The sequence below is a fragment of the Pseudomonas sp. S35 genome (genome assembly GCF_009866765.1).
Taxonomy (GTDB): Bacteria; Pseudomonadota; Gammaproteobacteria; order Pseudomonadales; family Pseudomonadaceae; genus Aquipseudomonas.
On record NZ_CP019431.1, the window covers coordinates 6,465,112 to 6,491,097 of the forward strand.

Below are 25,986 nucleotides of genomic sequence, written 5' to 3' on the forward strand. Positions count from 1 at the left end.
TCATGACCTATCAACTCAATGAACTGCAATTCACGCTGCCCAGCGATGACGTTCAAGATGCTTCCATCAATATCCTGAAATTCGCCGCTCTGGGTACGTCGTTGATCGTCAGCCGTAGCCTTTTAGGTGATGGTGAGACGCTGCAAAGCAACTTCGAAGAGCAACTGGCGAAGCTGGAGAAACAGGTACAGGACCTGCGCTACCAACCGGCCAAGGCACTTCGTGTAGGCGCGGCGCAGGATATAGACGCCATCGAAGTGCATAACCAGTTCAGCAAGGGCACCGAACACATCCATCAATACCAATTGGCGCTTGTAATACCTGGCACTCGGCAGATGCTTGCCCTGAGTTACGTCAAAGCCCAACCCTTGGGCGATGCTGAAAACGCCCATTGGGCAACTATCAAAAGCACCTTGCAGCTGAACCCCAAGCCTTGAAGTCCCTAATCCATGTCTGACGCTCTCTGGGCGGCACGTCTCGGCGACGGCCTGCTGCACACCTCGGCGATGGCCGACATCCTGGGCGGCGTGCTGGAAATTGCGGCCAACGTTGCTATTACAGCGGTTGCCACTGCTGCAATTGTGGCCGCCACCGGTATTACGGTCGTAACCGGTGGGCTAGGCTGCTTTGTGCTGGGCGCCGTAGTGGGCATCATCGTCGGCATTGGCATGAGCAAGACGGGGGCAGACAAGGGGCTGACAAAAGTCTGTGACTGGATAGGCAACGCGTTATTTCCGCCGGTGGTGATGGCAACCATCGCCACCGGCTCCCACAACACGTTCACCAACGGCATACCCTCTGCACGTGCCGCAGGTGCTATCGGCCCAGTCAGTTCGCAACCCGCCGAAGGCGGTAGCCCCGAAGAAGCCAGCTACCTTGACATGGCCAAGGGTTTCTTCTCGCAGATGTGGCGACCCACAGTGGCGGTTCCTGCTCCCGGTGCAGTACCCAAACCACTGGATATCGTGATCTGCACCAAGCATCCGCCAATGCCGCCGCAGTTCATTGCCGAAGGCTCCAGCAAGGTCACGATCAACGGTCAGCCGGCCGCCCGCAGCGGCGACCGCAGCACGTGCGACGCGTCGATTGTCGAGTCGGGGATGATCTCGAGCAACGTGCGTATTGGCGGAAGCCCCGTGGTGGTACGCGAGATCCGCAGTGGCAAGACACCCGGTGTCGGGCTGGCGGTAACCGCACTGTTGATGCTGCGTGGCGGCGGCTCCAAGTTTTTCAGCAAGCTGCCGTGCATGGTCGTTGGTGGACTGGTGTCGTGGGGCACCAGCCAAGTGACCAATGCCATTACCTCTGCAGTAGCAGGCTCGCCCAACCCGGTACACAGCTCCACCGGCGCGAAAATTCTTGATGGGGAAGACGATCTGGACTTCGCCCTGCCCGGCCTGCTCCCTATCGAGTGGCAGCGCTACTACAGCAGCCGGGACGAGCGTCGCGACGGTCTGTTCGGTGCCAGCTGGAGCGTGATCTACGAGGTCTGCGTCGAGATTGGCGTACACCCCGAAGGTGGGGAACGGCTGGTCTATACCGATGAGCAAGCGCGACAGATCGACATGGGCGTCATCCCGCTGGGCGGTGCCGTATTCAGCGCAGGAGAAGGCTTGAGCGTACGGCGCAATACCAATGGCCAACTACTGATTGAAAGCGTTGATGGGCTCTATCGGCTATTCGAACCAACGCCAGGCACCGCCTCACGCCTGCGCCTTAGCCAATTGGGGGATCGCAACGACAACCGAATCTTCCTCGACTATGACATTCAGGGTCGGCTGAGCCACTTACGAGATACGTTCGACCATGTGCGTGTCGAACTTGTTTACAGCCAGCAATGGCCGGCGCGAGTGGAGCACATCGAGCGGCTATACCCCGATCACAGCCGGGGAACCCTTGTCAGTTACAGCTACGATTCTCGCGGCGACCTGGCCGAAGTACGCGATACCGACGCAAACGTGCAACGCCGCTTCGCCTATGACGACGGCCAGCGCATGGTCGAGCACCAACTGCCCGCCGGGCTGCGTTGTTACTACCAATGGGGCTGTGTGGACGGCAGCGAATGGCGCGTGGTGCGGCACTGGACCGACGAGGGCGACGAGTACCAGTTCGACTATGACCTGGCGGCCGGCGTGACACGCATTACTGATGGCTTGCAGCGTCTCAGCACACGCCGCTGGAACTCGCAGTACCAGATCACTGAGTACACCGACAACCTGGGAAAGACGTGGCAATTCGAATGGAATGAGGAGCGTCAGTTGCTCAGCGCGACTGACCCACAAGGCGGCAAATGGCAGTTCGGCTATGACGAGTCCGGCAACCTGTGCAGCACTCAGGATCCGTTGGGGCGTATCGAGTCGACGTTGTGGCTGGAGCATTGGTCGCTGCCGCTGGTGGAGACCGATGCGGCAGGCCACGCGTGGCAATATCAGTACGACCAGCGGGGCAATTGCGTCAGCGAAATCGACCCCTTGGGGCATGCCACACGTTATCGCTACGACGCCTTTGGTCAGGTGGTGGAAATCATCGATGCCACGGGGAAGAGCAAAACCCTGCGCTGGAATGAAACCGGGCAGTTAATCCAGCATATCGATTGTTCAGGGTATCCCACAGCGTTCGAGTACGACCGCCAGGGCCATTTGCAGGTGGTCGTCGACGCCTTGGGTGAACGGCAGCGTTATCGACACGACGGCCAAGGCCGGCTGTTGCAGACCGAAATGCCGGACGGTCGCACCGAACAGTACCTGCGCGACACCAGCGGTCTGTTGATCGGTTATACCGATGCAGCGGGTCAAACCACCCGCTACCAATACGGGCGCCGCGGGCAAGTGCGCCAACGAATAGATGCACACGGCCGGCAGATTGAGTTCCGCTACGACGCCTACGGGCACCTCCAAACCCTGACCAATGAAAATGGTGAGAGTTACCGCTTTACCTGGGACCCGTGCGACCGCCTCGTGGAGCAACAAGACCTCGACGGCAGCGCCCGACGTTATGCCTATGACCTTCTGGATAACGTAGCCGCCGTTGAGTACGTGCCCACCGGGCAGACACCTGAGCCTTCAAGTGTGCATCGCCTCGAACGAGATGCAGTGGGCCGCTTGCTGTTGAAACAAACCGATGATGGTCGCACCGAATACGCCTACGACCCGTTGGACCAACTCACCGCTGTCACCTTCATCGGCAATGACGAAACCACCCAGGCACTGGCCTTCGCCTACGACGCGCGCGGCCAGTTGCTCATCGAACAAAGCGCCGCCGGCAGCCTGAACTATCACTACGATGAACTCGGCAACCTGATCCAGACGCAGTTGCCCGACGGCCGCTGGCTCAACCGCCTTTACTACGGCAGCGGCCACCTGCACCAGATCAACCTCGACGGCCGCGTCATCTGCGACTTCGAACGCGACCGCCTGCACCGTGAAGTCCTGCGTACCCAAGGCCAGATCACCACACGCAGCGAATACGACCGCAGCGGCCGCCTGCGCTCACGGATACGCCGCCCCAATGGCCAGCCCACACAACTGCCGGCCGCCCAGCAAAAACACTTCGACTATGACCCGGCTGACAACCTGATCGGGCGCCTGGAGCGGGACCGCGACGCTGGACGGGACAATCGTCAGTTGCTGCACTACGACGCCACCGGTCGCATCATTGCCAGCCAGGACAACCTGCAAGGTCAGCGCGAAACCTTCGCCTACGATGCCGCCGCCAACCTGCTGGACGGCCCACAGGCCAGCGCTGGCCTGGTGGTGCATAACAAGCTGCTGACCTATCAGGACAAACGCTACCGCTACGACGGTTTTGGCCGAATGATCGAAAAGCGCAGTGCGCTACGCGGCGTACAACTGTTTGCCTACGACGCCGAGCATCGCCTGATCGAAGTCCGCAGCCAGAAAGACGGTCGCGAAACGGTCGTGAACATGACCTACGACCCGCTCGGCCGGCGCATCGCTAAAACCGAACATGACAGCAACGGCTACCCGTTGGGCGAGACCCGCTTTGAGTGGGAGGGGTTGCGCCTGCTGCAGGAGCACCGACATAGCCAGACCAGCCTCTATATTTATGAAGAAGACGGCTATGTACCGCTGGCTCGAGTGGACGGCACGGGCGAGCATCAACGTGTGCGCTACTACCACAACGACCTGAATGGATTGCCTGAGCAACTGACCGAAACTGATGGAAAGACCGTGTGGCAGGCGCGCTATCAGGTGTGGGGGAATACGGCCGAAGAGGTGCGCGAAGCGTACTTTATCGAAGAGCAGAATGTGCGGTTCCAGGGGCAGTATCTGGATCGGGAGATCGGGCTGCACTACAACACGTTTCGGTTTTATGATCCGGATGTGGGGCGGTTTACGACGCCGGATCCGATTGGGTTGGCGGGAGGCTATAACCTTTACCAATACGCGCCCAATACCTCAGGGTGGATTGATCCGCTTGGCCTGCTCAAAGAAGGCGAAGTAGCAGGTTACGGTGCAAAGGCCCACAAGAATGATGGACTGGAAGCACACGAGATTGTCCGCAATAAATTTCTGGAAGAGAAAGGTATCGCCAAAGGTCGGCGTTACAAAGGCAACCCGTCGATTGCCCTATCTCCCGAGCATCACGACATGGTGCATGCCGAGGAGAATCGTTTGCGGCGCGCTCGTGGGATGGGACCCAATCAGATGCTTAAGCGCGGAAAGCTGGAGATTCGCCTCATGTCCCAAGCCATACACAACTCACTGGTCAAAACCGGCATCATCACGCAACAACAAGCCAGGACGGCGAGGCGCTCTGCCGCGTCATTCGCCAAACGAAAAGGTTGTTTCTAAAGGATCACCGGCTATGGGTATCAATCAAATTATTTTCTCAGAGCAAGACCATAACCTTGGACAAATAGGTGGAGGTGCGTGGCTTACAGACCTTGAGCTGTGGCCTAAAGACCCGCAAACCGGTCAGCTTATGCTGCCGGTGATTACGATGAACTCAACGTTCTTGGACGTTCCATTCATACCCTCCGGGATGGCGCTTACGGTGTTCGTCTCCGTTGAGCGAACTGACGAAACGTATACACGATCGTCTGTACGAAAGTTGACGGTCCATCAACAAAGCGAGATGAAAAAACTTCAACTTGGCTATAGCCAAGTTCTGCTTCATGTACTGGCGGCTTCCGAACTAACACCCGCTACGTTGATTGCTCCAATTCCGCGAACGTACATTGCCCAGCAACCGTTCACTCCCGAACAAATGGAGGACGAATTGGAAGACGTGGACAGTGGCGCGGCTATCAGCAAGGTGCTTGGGCGCCCCGCATGGTTGCAAGACCCTTTGTATGAAAGCCCTCGCTACTATTTCTTGGCTCAACTAACCGACGCCGACATTGCAAAAATCAGCCCTAGTCACGAAGGAATATTCGGTGGAGGTATCGGCTATGTGTTTGCCGATAACCGAGCGAAAAAGTTGAAGGAAGGCAATCTGGGCGGCTATTTCCTAGTTCAATTCACCTGAGCACACCGGATATGAATAACGAGGAAATGAACAGGCTTATCTAACAACTTATTAATATAAATAAATCCACTCCCATCACTCGAAATCTTTAAGGCTGCCGAAGTTAAGGGTTTCCCGAAGGCTTCACGCGGCTAGTACAACAAAGCAATGAAAAACTACCTGCGTAAGGGATGCGGAAGATGAGCCTGATTAAAGTCGTTGATTTGATGGAGAATTCTGACTGCACGACAGCACCTTCCACTGGGTTGCCGAATAATCTCGTCCCCGATGACTTGGCCGATTTTTATAACCATTTCAGCAGCGCTGTTTTCTATCCAAGGGCACAGTACAGCTTCACGGTTCAGGCGCCAGAACTTGAACGTTCCGACTTTGTCGTTATGAACGAAGACTTGGAGGACCCAGACTCAGCTAACTGGTACGCGCTCGTTAAATGTGAGGACCAAATAATTTCAATTGACCTGAAACCCGGCCCGCAATTTGGCTACTGCTACCACTCGTTCTGGGACAGTTACCCGACCGCCGATGAGAGCACACTGATCGCAAAATCATTTACTGAGCTGATTGAGAAAATCATTAAATCGGGAGGTAAAAGCTTATTCTGGATACCAGGCCACACTTGATAGCGAGACCAGACTATATGCTCCGACGGCCGTTGGCTCAACCGCCCGTACTACGGCAGCGGCCACCTGCACCAGATCAGCCTCGACGGCCGCGTCATCTGCGACTTCGAACGCGACCGCCTGCACCGTGAAGTCCTGCGTACCCAAGGCCAGATCACCACGCGCAGCGAATATGACCGCAGCGGCCGCCTGCGCTCACGGATAGAGGTGTCAAACCTCAAAAACCAACTAAGAAATCCAAAGGTCCCGGAAGATGCTGAAGAAGATCACATGGCAAGAAGGCAAGATTCTAAGTTTAAAACTAAAAGATGACCTATACACGCTTGTCCAGATGCGTGAAAACTACTACCTGCAGTTTTTCGACTTGACAACTACTCAGGATACCTGGACAGGTGTAAACCTCGAAAAAGTTGACCCGCTATTTTTTATTTTCACGTCCACGAAGGCTTTGAAGGGCCTCGCCATAAGTGAGCCGTCATCGGATAAAGTCCGCATAGATATGCGCCCTCCCGAAAAAAAAATGCTGAGAGCTATTATTGGCGGTAATTACGGCGCGGATCTTATAGAACTGACTGATTCTTTTGAAACGCTTGATGCAATTACATTGAAAAGCAACTTAACGTTAACCGACGACCTGGACACCATTTATAAATATGAATTATCAGGCATGATCGGCGATCCAGAAAAGCTACAAAATCGTTTAATAAACTATTTTGAAAACAGAGTGAATTGGGACAAATCCAAAGAATTCTTATTCAAAGGCATCTCAGCGCCACACGCCAAAAAATCGAGTCCAGCCAAATGAAAAACAAAGAGTTACAGGACTTTCAAATACATCACCTCAATCTAGAGGGTGAAAAAAAACTTATCGCCAAGATAAAGAGGTTGCTCGAAGCTCTTATCAGTGAACTGCAACAACTTCCCAAAAATACAAATCAATCGACCCTCTTGGAAAACTTCAAAAAGTGCATACTTAACATTAATTATTTCGAGGATGAAATAGAAACTGTCGAACGCGAATCTATATTTGAACACATTTACGCCATAGGGAAAATTGTCGGCCTTGACCCAACGTCAGAGTACGCTGAGGAGTGGCGAGGCGATTGGTAAAGGATCAAATGGCTGAGGCAAAAATGGATGGATGCATTTCATTTTAATTAAAGTTACCCTCTTTATCTACAATGGATGCGGAAGATGAAAATTCTTGAATTGATAGAAAATTCTGATTGCACGACAGAACCATCCATTGGTTTGTCGAACCATCCCGTTCCTGATGACTTATCGTATTTTTATCAACATTACAGTAGCGCAGTTTTTTATCCACAGGCCCGGCACAATTTCACAGTTCAGCCACCAGCGCTAGAACGTTCAGACTTTGCTGTAATGAACGAAGACTTAAAAGATCCCGCCTCAGCTAATTGGTATGTGCTGGTTAAAGATGAAGATCAAATAATTTCAATCGACCTGACGCCGAGCCCGCGATTTGGGTATTGCTACGATTCGTTCTGGGACAGTTACCCGACGGCCGTTGGCTCACGGATACGCAGTCCCAATGCCCACGCCGTCTGTTACGGGAGCACCGACATAGCCAGACCAGCCTCTATATCTATGAAGAAGACGGCTATGTAACGCTAGCTCGAGTGGACGGCACGGGCGAGCATCAAAGCGTGCGCTACTACCACAACGACCTGAACGGATTGTCAATCAACACCCACAAAAAATGGGCACTCGACTGAATCGGTGTGCCCATTTCTTCTACCACCCCGCCCCCCTGTCGAGACGGTACTGCTTACGCGTTAACGGTATCTTTCAGCGACTTGCCCGGCTTGAACGCAACGGTATTGCTCGCTTTGATTTTCACTGGCTCGCCGGTTTGTGGATTTTTGCCGGTGCGGGCGCCGCGGTGGCGTTGCAGGAAGGTACCGAAGCCAACCAGGGTGACGCTGTCCTTGCGGTGCAGGGCGCCGGTGATTTCTTCGAGAACGGCGTTGAGGACGCGGTTGGCCTGTTCTTTGGTGAGATCCGCTTTTTCCGCGATGGCGGCTGCGAGTTCTGGTTTACGCATGTGTGAAGCCTCTTTGACGGTTTTTTGTTGTTATGTCCGTGCCGCTCTCTGACGGAACGGCGCCCAAAGCGCCGCAGGCTCTACTCTGCGGCAGACGGAAGTGAGGATGGCATGCCCTCGCACGCTCCGCCAGTCTTGCGGCGACCTTTCTAGGCTGAAAAACGTGCTTATTCCGACAGAACGACCAGCATTTACGCCAGCAACGGCGGAAGTTCTTTGTTGAGGGCGAGTTTTTCCATCACGGCCGTGCCGGTCAGCGCGTAGCCCAGCAGGCGACCGCTGGCGTCGCGGCACAGGGCCTTGATGTCGGCGCCCTGGCCCTCAACGCTCCACACGCCTTCGGTGCCCCGTGGTGGTGGCGAAACCACCAGCGGGCAGACCGGGGTTTTCACGGTGACGGGCATTGGGCCATAGCTGACGGCAGTGGCGTTACCGGCCAGGGTCTGGGCCAGGACGCGGGCGCAGGTCATCAGGGGCATGACGTACAACAAGTTCAAGCCGTCGACCTCAGCGCAGTCGCCCAAGGCGTAGATATTGGCGTGGGAGGTCTTGAGGTGGCGGTCCACCATGATCCCACGGTTGGTTTGCAAGCCGGCTGCGGCGGCCAGGTCGATGCGCGGGCGCAAACCGATGGCCGAGACCACCAGGTCGCAGGCGATCACTTCGCCGTCCGACAGGTGGGCTTGCAGGCCGTCAGCGGTACGTTGCAGGCGGTTGAGCACCGGGCCCAGGTGGAAACGCGCGCCCAGGCCTTCAAGCCCGGCCTGTACAGCGCCAGCGGCTGCCGGGTGCAGCAGGGTTGGCATGACTTGCTCACACGGCGCCACCAGGTCGATTTCATAGCCGCCGAGGATCAGGTCGTTGGCGAATTCACAGCCGATCAGGCCAGCGCCGAGCAGCAGCACCCGGTGTTTGCCGGCGGCGGCGGTGCGAAAGCGCGCGTAGTCTTCGAGATCGTTGATCGGGAAAATCAGTTCAGCCGCATCGCCCTCCACGGGCACCTGCACGGTTTGGGCGCCCCAGGCCAGGATCAGGTCGCGGTAAGCCACCGCTTCCTCGCCGATCCACAAGCGCTTGTGGCCCGGGTCGATGCCGCTGACCCGGGTGTGGGTGCGCACTTGGGCCTTGAGTTGCTCGGCCATGGCGCCCGGTTCAGCCATGCACAGGCCGTCGGCTTCCTTGTTCTTGCCAAAACCGGTGGAGAGCATGGGCTTGGAGTAGGAGCGCCCGTCATCTGCGGTGATCAGCAGCAAGGGGGTTTCGCTGTCGAGCTTGCGAAACTCCCGGGCTACGTTGTAACCGGCCAGCCCTGTGCCGATGATCACGACAGGTGCGTTCATTCCTTTCTCCTTGTAGTACGTTTCTTAAATTCGGGATTAAGCGATTTCGATCATTTCGAAATCCATTTTGCCCACGCCGCAATCCGGGCACAGCCAGTCTGCCGGGACGTCTTCCCAACGGGTGCCGGGCGCAATGCCATCATCAGGCCAGCCGTCTGCTTCGTTGTAGATAAGGCCACAGACGATACATTGCCACTTCTTCATTACTTGCTTCCTCAGGTTCAGGCGTCTTGGCCGACGGTCGATGGATCCAGCGTTGCCGCGCGGCTCAGGGCGTTTTGTACTGATCGGGGCCGGCAGATGCAAGCGCGATCGACGCAAGGTGCCGGTTCAACCCGGCAAAAGTCCAGGGTGCCATGATAAGCTCGCCGCCTCTTTTGCTGCCGATTACTGACTCTCCGTGCCGCACTCAATCGCCCTCCCCGCTGCTTGCCAATGGCTGATCCAGAGCCGTTTGAGCCCTATGCCTGCGCCCTTGACCCTCAATTGGCTGTTCGATGAAGGCTCGCTGACGCGGCGGCTGACATGGCTGTCCAACGACGGTTTCAGCGTGACGCCGTTGTTCGAAGGCTGGCAGCCGCTACGGGACGACGAGTGCGCAGCCCTGGACTTGGCCCCCGCCACGATCGGTTGGGTGCGCGAAGTGTATTTGCGTGGGCACGGCCAGCCGTGGGTGTTTGCCCGCAGCGTGGCGGCGCGCAGTGCCCTGCAGGGCGATGGCTTGCACATGGATGAGCTGGGCAGCCGCTCCCTGGGCGAGTTGCTGTTCTGCGATCAAGCCTTCACACGCCAGGCAATCGAAGTGTGCCATTACCCACGACAATGGCTGCCCACTGCCGATCAGGCGCAGGGGCTATGGGCACGCCGCTCGCGTTTTGATCGCGGATCGCTGAGCGTGCTGGTGGCAGAAATCTTCTTGCCGAGCTTTTGGCACGCGCTGCACGACCACCCGGAGAACCGCTGATGTACCAACGCCTGCTCAAATCCTTGAACCGCCTGAACCCCAGGGCCTGGGATTTCATTCAGTTGACGCGTATGGATAAGCCCATCGGCATCTACCTGCTGCTGTGGCCAACGCTGTGGGCGCTGTGGATTGCCGGCAAGGGTTCGCCGTCCCTCATCAATATCGTGGTTTTCGTGCTGGGTGTGGTGCTGACCCGAGCCGGCGGCTGCGTGATCAACGACTGGGCCGACCGCAAGGTCGACGGCCATGTGAAGCGCACCGAGCAGCGCCCGCTGGTAAGCGGCAAGATCAGGTCCAAAGAGGCGCTGGTGTTCTTTGCGGTGCTGATGGGCATCAGTTTCCTGCTGGTGCTGCTGACCAACGCCACCACGATCCTGTTGTCCCTGGGTGGGTTGGCGCTGGCGGCGAGCTACCCGTTCATGAAGCGCTACACCTATTACCCGCAGGTGGTGTTGGGCGCGGCGTTCTCCTGGGGGATGCCGATGGCGTTTACCGCCGAAACCGGCGATTTGCCTGCTGCGGCATGGCTGCTGTACATCGCCAACCTGCTGTGGACAGTGGGCTACGACACCTATTACGCGATGACCGACCGTGACGACGACTTGAAGATCGGCGTGAAGTCCACCGCGATCCTGTTTGGCGATGCGGACCGCGTGATCATCCTGACCCTGCAAAACCTGGCGCTGGTGTGCCTGCTGCTGGCGGGCTCGCGGTTCGAGCTGGGCGGCTGGTTCCACCTGGGCTTGCTGGCGGCGGCGGGCTGCTTTGCCTGGGAGTTCTGGTACACCCGCGACCGGGACCGCATGAAGTGCTTCAAGGCGTTTTTGCATAACCATTGGGCGGGGTTGGCGATTTTTGTGGGGATTGTCCTGGACTACGCGTTGCGCTGAGGTTTTGTGGCGCCTGTACCGACGCCATCGGGGGCAAGCCCCCTCCCACATTTTGATGTGTGAACACCGTAAAATGTGGGAGCGGGCTTGCCCGCGATGCTTTTAGCGGCGTAGCCGATTCAGGGCTTGATCACATGCCAAGCGCCACCCTTGCCATCCCCGGTCTTGTCCCCAGCCTTGTGGTCATCCTTGTAGGTGTAGACGGGCTTGCCTTTGTAGGCCCATTGGCTGGTCTGGTCATCACGGGTAATGACGGTCCAATCGCCCGTTTTTGTGTCTGTGGATTCAGCTTTCAGCGGCGGCCAATTGGTCGCACACTGGTCCTTGCACACCGACTTGCCATCGGCATCCTTATCGAAGGTGTAGAGCGTCATGCCCTTGTGATCCACCAACATGCCGCCTTCGGTCATCGCCGGCTCCGCCGCGAACGCCAGGGTCGGCAGCGTCAACGCCGCCGTTACCAGCAGGGCTTTCCAGGAAACAGTGCTGTCAGTCATCGGAACCTTCCTTTTGTGGTTGTCAGGATTCGGACCCAAAGCCTAGTCCAGAGTGCCCTCAATTGCCCGAGCGACTAAATTACTGTCACACGACTGCAATAATTCCGTTATCTAATGCGGCGCAAGACAGTTAAATGACAAGAGGATTTTTGAGCATGGTTGGCAGGAGCATTCTGATTGTTGACGACGAAGCGCCCATCCGCGAGATGATCGCCGTTGCGTTGGAAATGGCCGGCTACGACTGCCTGGAGGCGGAGAACTCCCAGCAGGCCCATGCCATTATCGTTGACCGCAAGCCGGACCTGATCCTGCTGGACTGGATGCTGCCCGGCACCTCCGGCATCGAACTGGCCCGCCGCCTCAAGCGTGATGAGCTGACGGGGGATATCCCGATCATCATGCTCACCGCCAAGGGCGAAGAGGACAACAAGATCCAGGGCCTGGAAGTCGGCGCCGACGACTACATCACCAAACCATTTTCCCCACGGGAACTGGTAGCACGTCTGAAAGCCGTACTGCGCCGCGCCGGCCCGACCGATGGCGAAGCGCCTATCGAGGTCGGCGGCCTGATCCTCGACCCGATCAGCCACCGCGTCACCATCGACGGCACACCGGCCGAGATGGGCCCTACCGAATACCGCCTGCTGCAATTTTTCATGACCCATCAGGAACGCGCCTACACCCGTGGCCAGTTGCTGGACCAGGTGTGGGGCGGCAACGTGTATGTGGAAGAACGCACCGTCGACGTACATATCCGTCGCCTGCGCAAAGCCTTGGGCGATGCCTACGAGAATCTGGTACAAACCGTGCGCGGTACCGGCTACCGGTTCTCCACCAAGGGCTGAGCCAGTCACTTTCCTCCCTTAACAGCTGACAAGGACGCATGTTTAAGTGAACCAGAACTGGCATGGCACCCTGATTCGCCACATGCTCCTGCTGATCACCGGTTGCCTGTTGGTCGGGCTGATCAGCGGCTATTACGGTTGGAGCCTGGCCATCGGCATCGGCCTGTACCTGGGCTGGACCCTCAAGCAGCTGTTGCGCCTGCATGAATGGCTGCGCCAGCACAAACCCGACGAAGCGCCACCTGACGGCTACGGCCTGTGGGGCGAGGTGTTCGACAGTATCTACCACCTGCAACGCCGCGACCAACGGGTGCGCGGGCGCCTGCAAGCGGTGATCGACCGGGTGCAGGAGTCCACCGCCGCGCTGAAGGACGCGGTGATCATGCTCGACAGCGACGGCAACCTGGAATGGTGGAACCGCGCCGCCGAGACCCTGCTGGGCCTCAAGACGCCCCAGGACAGCGGCCAGCCCGTGACCAACCTGGTACGCCACCCGCGCTTCAAGGAATACTTCGAGCAGGACAACTACGAAGAAGCCCTGGAAATCCCCTCGCCGACCAACGACCGCGTGCGCATCCAGCTGTACCTGACGCGCTACGGCAACAACGAGCACCTGATGCTGGTGCGCGACGTGACCCGCATCCACCAGCTGGAGCAGATGCGCAAAGACTTCGTCGCCAATGTCTCCCACGAACTGCGCACGCCGCTGACGGTGATCTGCGGGTACCTGGAGACGTTGCTGGACAACGTCGACGAGATCAACCCGCGCTGGAGCCGCGCCCTGCAACAGATGCAGCAGCAGGGTTCGCGCATGCAGACCCTGCTCAACGACCTGCTGTTGCTGGCCAAGCTTGAGGCCACCGATTACCCGTCGGACAACCATCCGGTGGCCGTGCAAGGCCTGTTGCAGACCATCAAGAATGACGCCCAGGCCCTGTCGGGCGAGCGTGGGCAGCAGATCAGCCTGGACGCCGACCCACAGGTGTTGCTCAAGGGCAGCGAGGGCGAATTGCGCAGCGCGTTCTCCAATCTGGTGTTCAACGCCGTGAAATACACCCAGGACAAGGGCACCATCCGCATCCGCTGGTGGGCCGACGAGCAAGGCGCGCACCTGAGCGTGCAGGACTCCGGCATCGGTATCGACGCCAAGCACCTGCCGCGCCTGACCGAGCGTTTCTACCGCGTCGACTCCAGCCGCAACTCCAACACCGGCGGCACCGGGCTGGGCCTGGCGATCGTCAAGCATGTGCTGCTGCGCCACCGTGCGCGCCTGGAAATCAGCAGCGTGCTGGGGCATGGCAGCACCTTTACCTGCCATTTTCCGCCGGGGCAGGTGACGCGTTCGCGGCTCGTCGGAAATGACGAATAATCCGAACACAACACAGCTGGAAATGTGGGAGGGGGCTTGCCCCCGACAGCGGTGGAGCAGTCATAGATCAGTTGACTGACACCCCGCCATCGGGGGCAAGCCCCCTCCCACAATGGATCTCCAGTGTTTTGGACAATGCATTCCACACCCCACCCGGCAGCAACCACTAGTCAAGCGCCCCGTCAGCCGCTACATTGGCCGACTTGCGCCTGCCTTTCAGGCCCACCTGTCACCCCTTATTGAACACACGGAACCTGCAAAACCCCATCATGGACCCTTCCCCAGGTATCACCTTCGCCACACTCTTCGCCGACTTCGGCATGATTCTTTTTGCTCTGATCCTGGTACTGCTCAACGGATTTTTCGTTGCGGCGGAGTTTGCCATGGTCAAGTTGCGCTCGACCCGGGTCGAAGCCATCGCCCACACCAATGGCTGGCGCGGACAGATCCTGCGCACCGTACACAACCAGCTCGATGCCTACCTGTCGGCCTGCCAGTTGGGTATCACCCTCGCCTCCCTGGGCCTGGGCTGGGTCGGTGAGCCGGCGTTTGCGCACATCCTGGAGCCGCTGTTGGGCGCAATGGGCGTCCAATCGCCGGAAGTGATCAAAGGCGTGTCGTTCTTTGCGGCGTTCTTCGTGATTTCCTACCTGCACATCGTGGTCGGTGAGCTGGCACCCAAGTCCTGGGCGATTCGCAAGCCCGAGTTGCTGTCGCTGTGGACGGCGGTGCCGCTGTACCTGTTCTACTGGGCGATGTACCCGGCGATCTACCTGCTCAACGCCAGCGCCAACGCGATCCTGCGTATCGCCGGCCAAGGCGAGCCTGGCCCGCACCATGAGCACCATTACAGCCGCGAAGAACTCAAGCTGATCCTGCACTCCAGCCGAGGCCAGGACCCGAGCGACCAAGGCATGCGCGTACTGGCCTCCGCCGTGGAAATGGGCGAGCTGGAAGTGGTGGACTGGGCCAACTCCCGGGAAGACCTGGTGACGCTTGAGTTCAACGCACCGCTCAAGGAAATCCTCGCGCTGTTCCGCCGCCACAAGTTCAGCCGCTACCCGGTGTACGACAGCGTCCGCCAGGAGTTCGTCGGCCTGCTGCACATCAAGGACTTGCTGCTGGAGCTGGCCGAACTCGACCATATCCCCGAGTCGTTCAACCTGGCCGAGCTGACACGCCCACTGGAGCGCGTGTCGCGGCACATGCCGCTGTCGCAGTTGCTGGAACAGTTCCGCAAGGGCGGCTCGCACTTCGCCGTGGTCGAAGAGGCCGACGGCAACATCATCGGCTACCTGACGATGGAAGACGTGCTGGAAGTGCTGGTCGGCGATATCCAGGACGAACACCGCAAGGCCGAGCGCGGCATCCTGGCCTACCAGCCGGGCAAGCTGCTGGTACGCGGCGATACGCCGCTGTTCAAGGTGGAGCGCCTGCTGGGCATCGACCTGGACCACATCGAAGCCGAAACCCTGGCCGGCCTGATCTACGAAACCCTGAAACGGGTGCCGGAAGAGGAAGAAGTGCTGGAAGTTGAAGGCCTGCGCATCATCATCAAGAAGATGAAAGGACCGAAGATCGTGCTGGCCAAGGTGTTGATGCTCGACTGAGCCTCACTTGCCCAACGCAAAGTTGGGCAAGGCGCCCACCGGCTGGTTGAACTCATACGGGATCGACACCAGCCCTGCCTCGGTGGCGCGCTGTACCACAAAGTGCAGGTGCGGCCCGCTGCTGTTGCCGGTATTGCCCGACAACGCCAGCGGGCTCCCCAGTGCCACACGCTGCCCCGCCCTCACACTGACCGACCCTTGCTTGAGATGCAGGTACACGCCCTGTGTGCCGTCATCATGCTGCACCCGCACAAAATTCCCCGACGCATCATTGCCGCGCCCGGCCTGGCTATTCTCGATTTTCACCACCACCCCACTGCGCGCCGCAATGATCGGCGTGCCTTCGGGCATGGCGATGTCCATCGCATAGCGACTCTTGGCGTCGGTGTGGCTGAAGCTGCCGTTGGGGCCTTGGGTCAGGCGGAACGGGCCGCCGCGCCAGGGTAAGGGGTAGCGGTAGGCTTGCGGTCGGTAGAGGGGTTTGGGCATGTCGAGCACCGGTCGTCTTACACGCTCGACTCGGCGCTCCTGCAGCTCAAACGCTTGAGCGCCCGGGGTGTGCCGGTCGCTGAAAAACACCACACCATTGGCGTCGGTGGATTTGTAGACGGTCATGGCCAAGGTCGAGGTAGTGACCGTGGCCAGCCCGCAGCACAGTAAAAGGCGAAGGAGCATGGTGTGAACCTTCCGAGATGACTGAGCGGCAGGTTAGCAAGTGTGGATGACAGCTCTATGCTGGCGCTTACGCACCCGGCACGAAATGCTTCTGCGCCGTGCCCCGTGCGATCAGGCGAGAGATGTAGTCGAGCTTCTGCGCATCCTGGTCGATAAACCGGAAGGTCAGTTGCAGCCAATCGCTGTCAGGCTTGGGCTCGAAGGCGACGATGGCGTGCAGGTAGCCGTTGAGGCGGGCCACTTCGGCGTTGTCGCCTTGCTCCAGGTCGAGCACGGCGCTTTCCAGTACCTGAGGCAGGACCTCAGTGCGACGCACCACCAGCAGCGCTTCCTTGATGCTCAGTGCCTTGATCACGCATTGCTGGGTACCGCTGGACAGGCGCAGTTGGCCCTGGCCACGCCCGGCAGCCGGTGTTGCAGCTGGGGCTTGCACCGGCGGGCTGTTGAGCAGGCCTTTGCTTGGCGCAGGCGCTGCAGCGGCAATCGGCGCCGAACGCACCGCTTCAGGCTTGCCGCCGGTCAGGGCGCTGAGGGAGTCGTTGCCGAAGGCGGAGTTCATCTTGGTCGGTGCACTGGCAACCAGCGCATCAAGACGGCCGACCTTGTGCAGGGCCTGTTTGACCTTGTTCAGCAGTTGCTCGTTGGTGAACGGCTTGCTGACGTAACCGGAAACGCCGGCCTGGATAGCCTGTACCACGTTCTCTTTGTCGCCACGGCTGGTCACCATGACAAACGGCATAGCCTTGAGGTGCGGTTGCTCACGGCACCAGGTCAACAGTTCCAGGCCGGACATCTCTGGCATTTCCCAGTCACACAGCACCAGGTCGAAGGTCTCGCGCATCAGGATGGCCTGGGCCTTTTTGCCGTTCACCGCATCTTCAAGCTTGATCCCGGGGAAGTAGTTGCGCAGGCACTTCTTCACCAGATCGCGGATAAACGAGGCGTCATCCACCACCAATACACTGACTTTACTCATCGACCCTTCATCCTATAAAAACTTCGGCACGCAGAACGCCTGACTGATGGCATTTTGCCAAAACTCGGTAGTCACAGCTGGACTTTATTTCTTCCGCTGCGCAAAAAATTCAGATGCCAGAAACGAAAACGCCCGACCAAAGGCCGGGCGTTAATTTCTCGGGCAACCTTACTTATCGTCAGGTTCGCCCGGAACATTAGGGATTTGATCGGCAGAACCTTCAACTTCGGCCTTCATGCGCTTGAGGCCCATGTGCCGTACGTCCGTGCCGCGCACCAGATAGATCACCAATTCCGAGATATTGCGTGCGTGATCGCCGATCCGCTCCAAGGAACGCAGCACCCAGATGATGCTCAAGACCCGCGAGATAGAGCGCGGGTCTTCCATCATGTAGGTGGCCAGTTCACGCAGGGCCGTCTTGTATTCGCGGTCGATGACCTTGTCGTACTGCGCCACCGACAACGCCAGGTCAGCGTCAAAACGCGCAAACGCATCGAGGGCATCGCGCACCATGTTGCGCACCTGGTCGCCGATGTGGCGCACTTCCACGTAGCCGCGCGGCGCTTCGCCTTCTTCGCACAGTTGGATGGCGCGGCGGGCAATCTTGGTGGCTTCGTCGCCGATGCGCTCCAGGTCGATCACCGACTTGGAGATGCTGATGATCAAACGCAGGTCCGAGGCCGCCGGCTGGCGACGGGCCAGAATGCGCAGGCATTCTTCGTCGATGTTGCGTTCCATCTGGTTGATCTGGTCATCGATCTCACGCACCTGCTGGGCCAGGCCCGAGTCGGCCTCGATCAGCGCGGTCACCGCGTCGTTGACTTGCTTCTCCACCAGCCCGCCCATCGCCAGGAGGTGGCTGCGCACCTCCTCAAGCTCGGCGTTGAACTGCGCGGAGATGTGATGGGTAAGGCCTTCTTTGCTAATCATGTTGGCGTCCTTGGAGCGTCCGGTAAGGTGCGGAGAACCGCAGCGTCAGTGCAATCAGAACCACAGCTTCCTAGCCATAGCGACCGGTGATGTAGTCTTCGGTCTGCTTCTTCGCCGGATTGGTGAACAGGGTATCGGTATCGCCGAATTCCACCAGTTTGCCCATGTACATGAACGCGGTGTAGTCCGACACCCGCGCCGCCTGTTGCATGTTGTGGGTCACGATAACGATGGTGAACTTGGACTTGAGCTCGTAGATCAGCTCTTCGACCTTCAGCGTCGAGATCGGGTCGAGTGCCGAGCACGGTTCGTCGAGCAGCAACACTTCCGGCTCCACCGCGATGGTGCGGGCAATCACCAGACGTTGCTGCTGGCCGCCGGACAAGCCAAGGGCCGACTCATGCAGGCGGTCCTTGACCTCATCCCACAGCGCCGCGCCTTTCAAGGCCCATTCCACGGCTTCATCGAGGATGCGCTTTTTGTTGATGCCTTGGATGCGCAGGCCATAGACCACGTTTTCGTAGATGGTCTTGGGGAACGGGTTGGGCTTCTGGAACACCATGCCGACCCGACGACGCAGCTCGGCCACGTCTTCGCCCTTGCGATAGATGTTGGTGCCGTAGAGGTTGATGGCACCGTCCACGCGGCAACCGTCGACCAGGTCGTTCATACGGTTGAAGGTACGCAGCAACGTGGACTTACCGCAGCCCGACGGGCCGATAAAGGCGGTTACACGCTGCTTCGGGATGTTCATGCTGACGTCGAACAACGCCTGCTTTTCACCGTAGTACAGGCTCAGGCCCGGTACTTCGATGGCCACGGTTTCTTCAGCCAGGCTCAGGCTCTGCTTGTCGCGACCCAGGGCCGACATGTTGATGCCGTGGGAATGGGTGTCGTGTTGCATGGGATGCTCCCTGTGCTACCAATTCGTTTCGTTGAACCGCCTGTGGCGGTCTACTCAAAAATCTGTGTGTAACGCGGTCCCACATTTGGTCCGCGTTCACTTCAATTAACTATCCAACGCTTTGTATTTCTCGCGCAGGTGGTTACGTATCCACACCGCCGACAGGTTGAGCGTGGCGATCACCATCACCAGCAGCAAGGCAGTGGCGTACACCAGTGGCCGTGCGGCTTCGACGTTGGGGCTCTGGAAGCCGACGTCATAGATGTGGAAGCCCAAGTGCATGATCTTCTGGTCCAGGTGCAGGTACGGGTAGTTGCCGTCCAGCGGCAGCGACGGGGCCAGTTTCACCACACCTACCAGCATCAGCGGCGCCACTTCACCGGCGGCGCGGGCCACGGCGAGGATCATGCCGGTCATCATGGCCGGGCTGGCCATCGGCAGCACGATCTTCCACAGCGTTTCCGCCTTGGTCGCGCCCAGCGCCAGGGAACCTTCACGCACCGTACGCGGAATCCGCGCCAGGCCTTCTTCGGTGGCCACGATCACCACCGGTACCGCCAGCAGCGCCAGGGTCAGCGAGGCCCACAGCAGGCCCGGCGTACCGAAGGTCGGTGCCGGCAGCGCTTCGGCGAAGAACAGCCGGTCAACCGAGCCACCCAGTACATACACGAAGAAGCCCAGGCCGAACACACCGTAGACAATGGCCGGTACGCCGGCCAGGTTGTTCACGGCGATACGGATGATGCGGGTCAGCGTGTTCTGCTTGGCGTATTCACGCAGGTACACCGCCGCCAGTACGCCGAACGGGGTCACGATCATCGCCATGATCAGGGTCATCATCACGGTGCCGAAGATGGCCGGGAAGATCCCGCCTTCGGTGTTGGCTTCCCGCGGGTCGTCGCTCAGGAATTCCCAGACCTTGCTGAAGTAGAAACCGATCTTGGTCAGCGTGCCCATAGCGTTCGGCTGGTAGGCGTGCACCACTTTGCCGATGCCGATTTCGATTTCCTTGCCGTTGCCATCACGAGCGGTCAGGGCATCGCGGTTGAACTGGGCGTGCAGGTCGGACAGGCGCGCTTCGATGTCCTGGTAACGCGCATTCAGCTCGGCGCGGTCGGCATCCATATCGGCCTGGGCGGCGGCATCGAGCTTGCCTTCCAGTTCCAGTTTGCGCCCGTGCAAGCGAATGCGTTCGAGGCCGGCGTTGATCGCGCCGATATCGGTTTTCTCCAGGCTCTTGAGCTGGGCGGCCAGCTTGTTCACGCGGTCAACGCGGGCCTGCAGCTGCGGCCACGCGGCCTCGCCTTCGGCGATGACCTTGCCATCCTGTTTGACGTTGACCAAGGTACCGTAGAAATTGCCCCACTCACGACGCTCGATGGCCATCAGGTTTTTCGGTGTGGTCTGGTCCTTCAACCACTCGCCGACGATCCAGGTGAAATCGTTGCCATTGAGGTCCCGGTTGCCGACCTTGATCAGCTCGCGGGTCATGAATTCCGGGCCTTCATCGGGCACCGGCAGGCCAGCACTTTTCAGGCGCTCGCGGGGCACTTCTTCTTTCTGCACCACTTCGCCGATGACGATATGGTTTGCCTGGCCCGGCACGGTGTAGTTGGCCTGGATCAGGTCAGCCGGCCAAAAGTGGCCCAGACCGCGCACCGCAATCACTGCCAGCAAACCAATGGTCATGATGACCGCGATGGACACCGCGCCACCGCTGATCCAGACGCCGGGAGCGCCGCTCTTGAACCATCCATTCAGGGAGTTCTGTTTCACAGACTTCTACCTTTCTTAAAGCGACGAGTATTTCTTGCGCAGACGCTGACGGATCAGCTCCGCGAGGGTGTTCATGACGAAGGTGAACAGCAACAGCACCAGCGCCGAGAGGAACAGCACGCGGTAGTGACTGCCGCCCACTTCCGACTCCGGCATCTCCACCGCGACGTTGGCCGCCAGCGTGCGCAGGCCTTCGAACAGGTTCATCTCCATCACCGGCGTGTTACCGGTGGCCATCAGTACGATCATGGTCTCGCCCACTGCACGGCCCATGCCGATCATCAGCGCCGAGAAGATGCCCGGGCTGGCGGTCAGGATCACCACGCGGGTCATGGTTTGCCACGGCGTGGCGCCCAGGGCCAGGGAGCCCAGGGTCAGGCCCCGCGGCACGCTGAACACGGCGTCTTCGGCGATGGAGTAGATGTTCGGGATCACCGCGAAGCCCATCGCCAGACCGACTACCAGGGCATTGCGCTGGTCGTAGGTGATGCCGAGGTCGTGGGAGATCCACATGCGCATGTCGCCGCCGAAGAACCAGGTTTCCAGGTACGGGCTCATGTACAGCGAGAGCCAGCCCACGAACAGGATCACCGGGATCAGGATCGCGCTTTCCCAGCCATCGGGAACGCGCAGGCGGATCGACTCTGGCAGGCGGCTGAACACAAAGCCCGCCACCAGGATGCCTATCGGCAGCAGCATCAACAGGCTGAAAATCCCCGGCAGATGCCCTTCCACATACGGCGCCAGGAACAGGCCGGCGAAGAAGCCGAGGATCACCGTCGGCATCGCTTCCATCAACTCGATCACCGGCTTGACCTTGCGGCGCAGGCTCGGGGCCATGAAGTAGGCGGTGTAGATCGCCGCGGCGACAGCCAGCGGTGCGGCCAGCAGCATGGCGTAGAACGCCGCCTTCAAGGTACCGAAGGTCAGCGGCGCCAGGCTCATCTTGGGTTCGAAGTCGGTATTGGCGGCAGTCGATTGCCAGACGTATTTAGGCTCGTCGTAGTTTTCGTACCAGACCTTGCTCCACAGTGCGCTCCAGGACACTTCCGGGTGCGGGTTGTCGAGCAGCAACGGTTGCAGCTTGCCGCCGGCTTCCACGATCACGCGGTTGGCCCGTGGCGACAGGCCGAACACGCCCTGGCCGTCGACCACCGGGTCCACCAGCAACGTGCGGTGGGCGGTGCTGTGGAACACGCCGAACTGGCCGGAAGCGTCGAGAGCAGTGAAGCCTTTACGGCGTTCTTCGGCGGTGATTTCAACGATCGGCGCAGTGCCCATTTGGAAGGTACGGATCTGCTTGAAGCGCTGTTCGCCATCCGGGTCACGGGCCATGAACCACTGGGCCAGGCCACCTTTGGAGTTACCGATGACCAGCGAGATACCGCCGACCAGTTGGGTGCTGGCGGTGATTTCGGCGTTGCCATCTTCCAACAGCTTGTATCGCCCGTTGAGGCTCTTGTCGCGCAGGCTGAACACATCGGCCAGGGCACGGCCGTTGATCACATACAGCCACTGCTGACGCGGGTCGATGAAGATCGCCTTCACCGGCTCGGTCATTTGCGGCAGCTCGACACGCTTCTGCTCGCTGGTGACTTCGCCGGTCATCATGTTTTCTTCGCGGCTCAGGGTCAGCACGTTCAAGCGCGAACCCGCCGAACCGGCCACCACCAGGGAAGTGTCTGTGGCGTTGAGGGCGACGTGCTCCAACGGGCGACCGGCATCGTCCAGCACGATCGGCGTTTCGCCGTAAGGGTATTCAATCGCAGGCGTGATGGTCTTCTTGCCGTCCGGGTAGGACACCTTATAGGTGTGGCGGAACACCAACGACTGGCCATTGGAAAAACCAAGGATCACCAGCGGGCTGCCCGGCTGGTCTTCACCAATAGAAGCAACGCTGGCCCCGGCAGGAAGCGGCAGGTCGACGCGCTTGAGCTCGGCGCCGGTTTGCACGTCAAAGAACAGCGCCTGGCCCTTGTCGGAAACCCGCATGGCGACCTGGTTCTGTTCTTCGAGGGAGATCATCAGCGGCTTGCCGGCGTCCTGGATCCAGGCGGGGGTCAGCGCGTCTTCCTTGGTCAGCGAGGCACCCTGGAACAACGGCGCGACGACGTAGGCGAGGAAGAAGAAGATCAGGGTAATCGCGCCCAGAACGGCAAGGCCGCCCACCAGCACGTACCAGCGGGTCAGGCGATCTTTGAGCGCGCGAATGCGGCGCTTGCGTTGCAGCTCAGGCGTATTGAAATCAATGCGCTTGGGGGGGGAAGTCGTCGTCATGGTGGAATTGGCCAGATCATTCATGCGCACACCCTAGCGATCCTGTATGACAGAAAGATGACAGTGCAGTGACGCAACAAATCCGCCGCGAAGCAGGGCTGGCAGCGGATTAAAAAATTAGGAAGGCAGGACCGGCGTGCCGGTCCTGCCAGGCAACTTAGTTGCCTTCTTTCAGACCCAGGTCAGCCAGGGCCTTGGCGGCAACTTTGGCTGGCAGTGGGATGTAGCCGTCTTTCACTACAACTTCCTGGCCCTGTTTGGACAGCACCAGTTTCACGAACTCAGCTTCCAGCGGCGCCAGAGGCTTGTTCGGGGCTTTGTTGACGTAAACGTAGAGGAAACGCGACAGCGGGTACTTGCCGTTCAGGGCGTTTTCTTCGGTGTCTTCGATGTAGTCAGTGCTGCCTTTCTTGGCCAAAGGCACAGTCTTCACGCTGGCGGTCTTGTAGCCGATGCCCGAGTAACCGATGCCGTTCAGCGAGGAGCTGATCGACTGCACGACCGAAGCCGAGCCTGGTTGTTCGTTCACGTTAGGCTTGTAGTCGCCTTTGCACAGGGCTTCTTCCTTGAAGTAGCCGTAGGTGCCGGATACCGAGTTACGACCGAACAGCTGCACTGGCTTGTTGGCCAGGTCGCCGGTCACGCCGAGTTCGCCCCAGGTCTTCACGTCAGCTTTGCCACCGCACAGACGCGTTGAGGAGAAGATCGCGTCGACTTGTTCCATGGTCAGGTGCTGGATTGGGTTGTCCTTGTGCACGAACACAGCCAGGGCATCCACGGCAACCGGGATAGCGGTTGGCTTGTAGCCGTACTTCTGCTCGAAGGCCGCCAGTTCGGTGTCCTTCATCTTGCGGCTCATCGGGCCCAGGTTGGAGGTGCCTTCAGTCAGCGCAGGTGGCGCAGTAGCGGAGCCGGCAGCTTGAATCTGGATGTTGACGTTCGGGTATTCCTTTTTGTAACCCTCGGCCCACAGGGTCATCAGGTTAGCCAGGGTATCGGAACCGACGCTGGACAAGTTGCCCGACACACCAGTGGTCTTAACGTAAGCCGGGATTGCCGGATCAACACCAGCGGCCACCGCGTTGGCGGTCGCAACGCCAGCAGCGACAAAAGTCATTGCCGCCATCAAACGTTTCAGTTTCATGCCTTGCTCCTAGCAGATAGGGATAGTTGGATCGGGGCCAAGTATCGGGAGGCCGTGTGAACACTCTATGTCTGCAATGTGACAGTTAGATGAAAGGCCACTATCGAATGAGAGGACAAAAGCTTGGAAATACGGGGGTTATGCGCACGTAACGCGACAGATCAGTAAAATACTGTAATCAATGAACGAACTCCTTTTCGGTGGCAAGGGAGCTTGATCCCTCGCCACACGGGCCGTGTTTTAACGCCCACGCTTCCAAAGATACCCACCCACCACCATCCCCATCACACACAGGGCAGCCACGTAGTAAGCCGGGCCCATCGCGCTTTCCTTCATCAACAGCGACACCGCCAGCGGCGTGAGGCCACCAAACACGGCGTAGGCCACGTTGTAGGAGAACGACAAGCCACTGAAGCGAACTACGGGTGGGAAGGCTTTGACCATCACGTACGGCACCACGCCGATGGTGCCGACGAACAGGCCGGTCAAGGCGTACAGCGGGAACAGCCAGTCCGGGTGAGCCATCAGGCTGTGGTAGAGGGTCCAGGATGTCGCCAGCAACAGCGCACAACCGGCCATCAGCACGCGACCCGCACCAAAGCGGTCGGCCAGGGCGCCGGAGGCGATGCAACCCAGGCTCAGGGTGACGATGGCCAGGCTGTTGGCTTGCAGCGCAACGGTTGGGCTGAAGTGGTAAACGGTTTGCAGCACCGTCGGGGTCATCAGGATGACCACTACTACGCCAGCCGACAGCAGCCAGGTCAGCAGCATCGACAGCACGATGGCGCCACGGTGGTCACGCAGTACCGCGCGCAACGGCAGTTCGGCGGCCAGGGTCTTGCGCTGCTGCATCTCGGCGAAGATCGGCGTTTCATGCAGCCAGCGACGCAGGTACACCGAGAGCAGGCCGAACACGCCACCGAGCAGGAACGGGATACGCCAGGCGTAATCCGAGACCTGCTCGGGGGTATAAGCCGTGTTGATCGCGGTGGCCACCAGCGAACCCAGCAGGATACCGGCGGTGAGGCCGCTGGTCAGGGTGCCGCAGGCGTAGCCGATATGGCGCGGCGGTACGTGTTCGGAGACGAACACCCAAGCGCCCGGTACTTCGCCGCCAATTGCCGCGCCCTGGATGACGCGCATCAGCAGCAGCAGGATCGGCGCCCACAGGCCGATCTGCGCGTAGGTTGGCAGCAGGCCCATGATCAAGGTCGGCACGGCCATCATGAAGATGCTCAGGGTGAACATTTTCTTGCGGCCCAGCAGGTCGCCGAAGTGCGCCATGATGATGCCGCCCAGCGGGCGGGCCAGGTAACCGGCGGCGAAGATGCCGAAGGTCTGCATCATGCGCAGCCATTCGGGCATATCGGCAGGGAAAAACAGTTTTCCGACCACGGTGGCGAAAAACACGAAAATGATGAAATCGTAAAACTCCAGCGCCCCGCCCAAGGCAGACAGCGACAGGGTTTTGTAGTCGTTGCGGGTCAGCGGGCGCGACGGTTGCGCACTGCTTGCGGGCACGGAGGACATGGCAAGGCTTCTCTTATAGTAATCAGCTTGATAAGGACGGCACGCCCGCGACTGGCGGCGGGTCTGGCAAGATAGCAAATCGCC

The 25,986-nt window shown here is 59.3% G+C and carries 24 protein-coding genes; 12 read left to right on the forward strand and 12 right to left on the reverse strand.

Annotation, left to right across the window (positions count from 1 at the left end):
* The first annotated feature begins 2 nt into the window (after window positions 1–2).
* The 7 genes from PspS35_RS29355 (at window position 3) to PspS35_RS29385 (ending at window position 7,739) form a co-directional block, all read left to right on the forward strand.
* Window positions 3–437 (forward strand): DcrB-related protein, encoded by a 435-nt coding sequence (locus PspS35_RS29355; RefSeq protein WP_159937858.1) that lies wholly within the window; start codon window positions 3–5, stop codon window positions 435–437.
* A 12-nt stretch (window positions 438–449) separates the two neighbouring features.
* The gene (locus PspS35_RS29360; RefSeq protein ID WP_238785960.1) at window positions 450–4,814 is read left to right on the forward strand and encodes an RHS repeat-associated core domain-containing protein; all 4,365 of its coding nucleotides are present in this window, start codon (window positions 450–452) and stop codon (window positions 4,812–4,814) included.
* A gap of 13 nt (window positions 4,815–4,827) precedes the next feature.
* Window positions 4,828–5,490 (forward strand): hypothetical protein, encoded by a 663-nt coding sequence (locus tag PspS35_RS29365; RefSeq protein ID WP_159937859.1) that lies wholly within the window; start codon window positions 4,828–4,830, stop codon window positions 5,488–5,490.
* Window positions 5,491–5,669: 179 nt separating this feature from the next.
* Entirely contained in the window at window positions 5,670–6,110 is a 441-nt protein-coding gene (locus PspS35_RS29370) for a hypothetical protein (protein ID WP_159937860.1), read from the forward strand.
* A 253-nt stretch (window positions 6,111–6,363) separates the two neighbouring features.
* On the forward strand, window positions 6,364–6,915 hold the full coding sequence (locus PspS35_RS29375) for a hypothetical protein (protein WP_159937861.1): 552 nt from the start codon (window positions 6,364–6,366) through the stop codon (window positions 6,913–6,915).
* Entirely contained in the window at window positions 6,912–7,220 is a 309-nt protein-coding gene (locus tag PspS35_RS29380) for a hypothetical protein (protein WP_159937862.1), read from the forward strand. The genes PspS35_RS29375 and PspS35_RS29380 overlap by 4 nt, the downstream gene beginning before the upstream one ends.
* 84 nt (window positions 7,221–7,304) lie before the next feature.
* Complete coding sequence (locus PspS35_RS29385; protein WP_159937863.1) at window positions 7,305–7,739, forward strand: hypothetical protein; 435 nt, start codon at window positions 7,305–7,307, stop codon at window positions 7,737–7,739.
* 160 nt (window positions 7,740–7,899) lie between these two features.
* On the opposite strand, the gene PspS35_RS29390 is transcribed toward PspS35_RS29385, so the two are convergent.
* The 3 genes from PspS35_RS29390 to PspS35_RS29400 form a co-directional block, all read right to left on the reverse strand.
* Window positions 7,900–8,175 carry an HU family DNA-binding protein gene (locus tag PspS35_RS29390; RefSeq protein WP_003176958.1) on the reverse strand — a complete coding sequence of 92 codons (276 nt, stop codon included), beginning with the start codon at window positions 8,173–8,175 and terminating at the stop codon, window positions 7,900–7,902.
* 191 nt (window positions 8,176–8,366) lie between these two features.
* Window positions 8,367–9,515 carry an FAD-dependent oxidoreductase gene (locus PspS35_RS29395; protein ID WP_159937864.1) on the reverse strand — a complete coding sequence of 383 codons (1,149 nt, stop codon included), beginning with the start codon at window positions 9,513–9,515 and terminating at the stop codon, window positions 8,367–8,369.
* Window positions 9,516–9,551: 36 nt separating this feature from the next.
* A complete protein-coding gene (locus PspS35_RS29400) occupies window positions 9,552–9,719 on the reverse strand; it encodes a rubredoxin (protein ID WP_032884447.1) in 168 nt (55 codons plus the stop codon).
* Window positions 9,720–9,915: 196 nt separating this feature from the next.
* Here PspS35_RS29400 and PspS35_RS29405 point away from each other — a divergent pair, with 196 nt between their 5' ends.
* Entirely contained in the window at window positions 9,916–10,479 is a 564-nt protein-coding gene (locus tag PspS35_RS29405) for a chorismate lyase (RefSeq protein WP_159937865.1), read from the forward strand.
* Window positions 10,479–11,369 carry a 4-hydroxybenzoate octaprenyltransferase gene (gene ubiA / locus PspS35_RS29410; protein WP_159937866.1) on the forward strand — a complete coding sequence of 297 codons (891 nt, stop codon included), beginning with the start codon at window positions 10,479–10,481 and terminating at the stop codon, window positions 11,367–11,369. The genes PspS35_RS29405 and ubiA overlap by 1 nt, the downstream gene beginning before the upstream one ends.
* Before the next feature lie 119 nt (window positions 11,370–11,488).
* On the opposite strand, the gene PspS35_RS29415 is transcribed toward ubiA, so the two are convergent.
* Window positions 11,489–11,866, reverse strand: coding sequence for a hypothetical protein (locus tag PspS35_RS29415; protein ID WP_159937867.1), 378 nt, complete (start codon window positions 11,864–11,866; stop codon window positions 11,489–11,491).
* 155 nt (window positions 11,867–12,021) lie between these two features.
* Between PspS35_RS29415 and phoB the strand changes: the two genes are divergently transcribed.
* The 3 genes from phoB to PspS35_RS29430 all read left to right on the forward strand — a co-directional run bounded on the left by phoB (window position 12,022) and on the right by PspS35_RS29430 (window position 15,690).
* On the forward strand, window positions 12,022–12,711 hold the full coding sequence (phoB, locus tag PspS35_RS29420; protein WP_003231714.1) for a phosphate regulon transcriptional regulator PhoB: 690 nt from the start codon (window positions 12,022–12,024) through the stop codon (window positions 12,709–12,711).
* A gap of 82 nt (window positions 12,712–12,793) precedes the next feature.
* Entirely contained in the window at window positions 12,794–14,080 is a 1,287-nt protein-coding gene (phoR, locus tag PspS35_RS29425) for a phosphate regulon sensor histidine kinase PhoR (RefSeq protein ID WP_238786090.1), read from the forward strand.
* Between the two features lie 269 nt (window positions 14,081–14,349).
* Complete coding sequence (locus tag PspS35_RS29430) at window positions 14,350–15,690, forward strand: hemolysin family protein (RefSeq protein ID WP_159937869.1); 1,341 nt, start codon at window positions 14,350–14,352, stop codon at window positions 15,688–15,690.
* Window positions 15,691–15,693: 3 nt separating this feature from the next.
* On the opposite strand, the gene PspS35_RS29435 is transcribed toward PspS35_RS29430, so the two are convergent.
* From PspS35_RS29435 to PspS35_RS29470, 8 genes are all read right to left on the reverse strand, one after another.
* The gene (locus PspS35_RS29435; protein WP_159937870.1) at window positions 15,694–16,365 is read right to left on the reverse strand and encodes a peptidoglycan DD-metalloendopeptidase family protein; all 672 of its coding nucleotides are present in this window, start codon (window positions 16,363–16,365) and stop codon (window positions 15,694–15,696) included.
* A 67-nt stretch (window positions 16,366–16,432) separates the two neighbouring features.
* The gene (locus PspS35_RS29440; protein WP_159937871.1) at window positions 16,433–17,341 is read right to left on the reverse strand and encodes a response regulator; all 909 of its coding nucleotides are present in this window, start codon (window positions 17,339–17,341) and stop codon (window positions 16,433–16,435) included.
* Window positions 17,342–17,509: 168 nt separating this feature from the next.
* Window positions 17,510–18,271 (reverse strand): phosphate signaling complex protein PhoU, encoded by a 762-nt coding sequence (phoU, locus tag PspS35_RS29445; protein ID WP_053127580.1) that lies wholly within the window; start codon window positions 18,269–18,271, stop codon window positions 17,510–17,512.
* Between the two features lie 70 nt (window positions 18,272–18,341).
* Window positions 18,342–19,175 (reverse strand): phosphate ABC transporter ATP-binding protein PstB, encoded by an 834-nt coding sequence (gene pstB / locus PspS35_RS29450; RefSeq protein WP_159937872.1) that lies wholly within the window; start codon window positions 19,173–19,175, stop codon window positions 18,342–18,344.
* A gap of 105 nt (window positions 19,176–19,280) precedes the next feature.
* Entirely contained in the window at window positions 19,281–20,951 is a 1,671-nt protein-coding gene (gene pstA / locus PspS35_RS29455) for a phosphate ABC transporter permease PstA (protein WP_159937873.1), read from the reverse strand.
* Window positions 20,952–20,966: 15 nt separating this feature from the next.
* The gene (locus PspS35_RS29460; protein ID WP_174244899.1) at window positions 20,967–23,000 is read right to left on the reverse strand and encodes an ABC transporter permease subunit; all 2,034 of its coding nucleotides are present in this window, start codon (window positions 22,998–23,000) and stop codon (window positions 20,967–20,969) included.
* Window positions 23,001–23,385: 385 nt separating this feature from the next.
* Window positions 23,386–24,372 (reverse strand): phosphate ABC transporter substrate-binding protein PstS, encoded by a 987-nt coding sequence (locus tag PspS35_RS29465; protein WP_099586060.1) that lies wholly within the window; start codon window positions 24,370–24,372, stop codon window positions 23,386–23,388.
* 240 nt (window positions 24,373–24,612) lie between these two features.
* On the reverse strand, window positions 24,613–25,902 hold the full coding sequence (locus tag PspS35_RS29470) for an MFS transporter (protein ID WP_159937875.1): 1,290 nt from the start codon (window positions 25,900–25,902) through the stop codon (window positions 24,613–24,615).
* Window positions 25,903–25,986 lie beyond the last annotated feature (84 nt).